This is a genomic window from Nitrospirota bacterium (assembly GCA_020846775.1).
In the GTDB taxonomy this organism is placed as follows: domain Bacteria; phylum Nitrospirota; class 9FT-COMBO-42-15; order HDB-SIOI813; family HDB-SIOI813; genus RBG-16-43-11.
The window spans coordinates 1-3,309 of the sequence record JADLDG010000104.1 but is presented as its reverse complement, the minus strand read 5'-3'; the positions used below and the strand labels follow the sequence as shown (position 1 = coordinate 3,309).

Below are 3,309 nucleotides of genomic sequence, written 5' to 3'. Positions count from 1 at the left end.
GAATGTCGTATGGAGATATCCATCACAGGACAGAGGTGGAGTTTTCCAGGTATAATTTTGAAGAGGCAGACATAGAGATGTTGTTCACGTTATTTAAGATGTATGAGAGTGAATCATCATCTCTTATAGCGAAAGGATTGATACTGCCTGCCTATGATTATTGCCTCAAGACATCCCATATCTTTAATCTCCTTGATGCGAGGAAGGCTATAAGTGTGGCGGAAAGGACAGGATATATAGCACGGGTTAGAAACCTTGCTAAGAGATGTGCTGAGGGGTATTCAGAACAGAAGGTATCAAGGGATGAACCATTATGAGCCCGGGCTCACAAAGGGATGAAAACCCCACCCTCACTCCTTCGCATCCGCTCAGGACAGGCCTTCCCCTCTCCCTGAGGGAGAGGGTGTTTCCCTCCCCTTCAAGGGGAGGGTGTGGGTGGGGATGGGTTAACATGGGTATTTTCGAATAATGCATAAAGACATACTCCTGGAGATTGGCACTGAGGAGCTGCCGGCAAGGTTTATACCTGCAGCTATAACAGGTATAAAGGATGCTGCTGAGCGGCTCTTAACGGATAATCGTATCCGATTCAGGGAAATCTCTGTATACGGCACGCCAAGAAGGCTGGCCTTAATTGTCAGGGAAGCGGATGAAATGCAGGAAGATGTTGTTATTGAAGTGTCCGGGCCTCCCAAAAGTGCCGCCTATAGCGCTGACGGTATTCCTACAAAGGCGGCAGTGGGTTTTGCAAGAGGCCAGGGTATAGATATTTCTCAATTAAAGATTCAGCATACTGATAAGGGTGAATATCTGTTTGCAGAGAAACATGAAAAAGGGAAAAAGACAAAAGATGTTCTCCCTGAGCTTCTCAATAACCTTTTGACATCAATAGCCTTTCCAAAATCTATGCGCTGGAATGATACAAGGGTACGTTTTGCGAGGCCTTTGAGGTGGCTGCTGGCTATATATGGGGATGAAGTTATAGGGCTTGATTTTGCAGGCGTTAAAAGCGGAAGAATATCTTATGGCCATCACTTCATGTCTCCTGAATCTTTTGTTGTTAACAACCCGGATGATTATATTAGCTCTCTAAAGGAAAGGTTTGTCATTGCAGATCAGTCGGAACGGCTTAAGAGGGTAGAAGAACAGCTTAAGGATATCTCAAATGAAAAAGGTGGCCTTGTTGTTCCTGATGAGGACCTCCTTAAAGAGGTCGCATTCTTAACAGAATATCCTGTTGCAGTCTGCGGCAGGTTTGATGATGGATTCCTGTCTCTTCCGAAAGATGTACTTGTAACAGTGCTTAGGGAGCACCAGCGGTCTTTTTTAATTGAAAAAGACCGTGGAGGGAGCCTGCCATATTTTATCTCTGTAAGTAATACAATGCCAGGGGATATAGGTGTTATAAGATCTGGATACGAGAGGGTTGTCCGGGCAAGGTTGTCTGATGCAAAGTTCTTTTTTGATGCTGATTGCACTTTAAGGCTTGAGGACCGGTCTGTGAAACTTGGACAGGTAGTCTTTATGGCTAAACTTGGCACTATGTCTGAGAAGGTTGTAAGATTAAGGTCATCAGTAAGTCACTTTTCAGAACTGTTTAACATGTCAGAGATTGCCCCTATTGCAGAACGATCTGCAGAGTTATCTAAAGCGGACCTTATGACAGACATGGTTGGAGAGTTTCCTGAACTTCAGGGGGTCATGGGGAGGGAGTATGCCTTAAGACAGGGGGAAAAGGGTGAGGTAGCAATGGCCATATTTGAGCAATATTTACCCCGGTTTTCAGGAGACATGCTTCCTGCTACAAAGGCAGGTAAAATACTTGCGGTTGCAGAGAAGATGGATAATATAACAGGCTGTTTCGGTTCGGGGAATGTTCCTACCGGTTCTAATGACCCTTATGCGTTGAGACGTCAGGCTATCGGTATCCTCCATATCCTGATTAAAGGTGGGCACCATGTGGATTTGAAGAAAGTGGCAGAGGTAAGTCTTTCTAACTACAAAGGTATAATTGCGGAAGTAAAATATAATGAGATTATAAATAATGTTATAGAATTCTTCAGAGAGAGACTCAGTACACTTGTTGTTACTGAGGGATACAGGTATGATTGCGTGAGGGCAGTTATCTCAACAGATCTTGATGATCCATATGATGCCTTTCTGAGGATAACAGCGCTGGACCGGTACAGGATCAAGCCGGAGTTTGATGCCCTTACTATTTCATTCAAACGTGTGATGAATATAATCCCTGCTGATTTTATGAGTGTGTTTAAAGAAGGGCTTTTAAAAGAGGATGAGGAAAAAGGGCTTTACGAAGCTTATAAAAAAGCAGAATATAATGCTATGCTGGCGAAGAAGGAATATAATTACTGGAAGGCATTCTCTTTAATCGCTGATTTAAAATCGAATGTAGACTCTTTCTTTGACAAGGTACTGGTAATGGACAAGGATATTAATCTGAGGAATAACAGGCTGTCATTAATGAGTATGCTGAGAGATCTCTTTCTCAAATTTGCGGACTTCAGGCAGATTGTCGTTGAAGGTAAGTAAGTATAAGAAGCGATGAGTATAAGAAGCAATGAGCAATGAGTATTTAGCAATGAGTAATGAGAGAGGGAGTCATGCTGTATAAGTCGCTCATAGATGCAATCGGTAATACACCTCTGGTGGAGATAAGCAGGCTTAATCCCAATAAGAATGTTAAGATATATGCAAAGCTTGAGGGGGCTAATCCTACCGGGAGTGTTAAAGACCGCATTGCCAAGTTTATGATAGAGCACGCTGAGAGTGAAGGGATTCTTTCTAAAGACAAGATACTCCTTGAACCAACGAGCGGCAATACTGGTATTTCCCTGGGGATGCTGGCCAGGATCAAGGGTTACAGGCTTGTTGCGGTAATGCCTGAGTGCATGAGTGTTGAAAGGCGTGAGGTTCTGAAGGCATTTGGTGTTGAGATAGTTCTTTCTCCGGGCGATGAAGGTACTAATGGCGCTATCAGGGTTGCAAAGAAGATGGCGGAAGAAAATAATGACTACATAATGCTGGATCAATACAGCAATCCTGATAACCCCGGCGCCCATTATTACTCGACTGCAGTGGAAATTCTAAAGGATGTACAGGAACCTATTGATTATTTCGTTGCAGGTCTTGGCACCGGCGGAACTCTTATGGGGGCCGGCAGGCGTTTAAAGGAGCATAACCCCGGGACACAGATAATAGCAGTGCAGCCGTATCCTAAAAGCGGCCTGCAGGGACTGAGGAGCCTGCTGGATGGTTACGTGCCGCCTATACTTGATTTGAATAAACTCG

Annotated in this window: 3 protein-coding genes; all 3 read left to right on the top strand. The window is 44.1% G+C overall.

Annotated features, from left to right (window positions below):
- Window positions 1-317 (top strand): glycine--tRNA ligase subunit alpha (locus IT392_12410; protein ID MCC6545278.1); only part of this gene is annotated, 317 nt, incomplete at its 5' end.
- Window positions 318-468: 151 nt separating this feature from the next.
- Window positions 469-2,550, top strand: coding sequence for a glycine--tRNA ligase subunit beta (locus tag IT392_12405; protein MCC6545277.1), 2,082 nt, complete (start codon window positions 469-471; stop codon window positions 2,548-2,550).
- Between the two features lie 71 nt (window positions 2,551-2,621).
- A partial coding sequence (locus IT392_12400) for a cysteine synthase family protein (GenBank protein MCC6545276.1) occupies window positions 2,622-3,309 on the top strand: 688 nt, incomplete at its 3' end.

Excerpts from the sequence above, each read along its gene's own strand:
- IT392_12405 (MCC6545277.1), top strand. The coding sequence starts at position 469 with ATGCATAAAGACATACTCCTGGAGATTGGCACTGAGGAGCTGCCGGCA.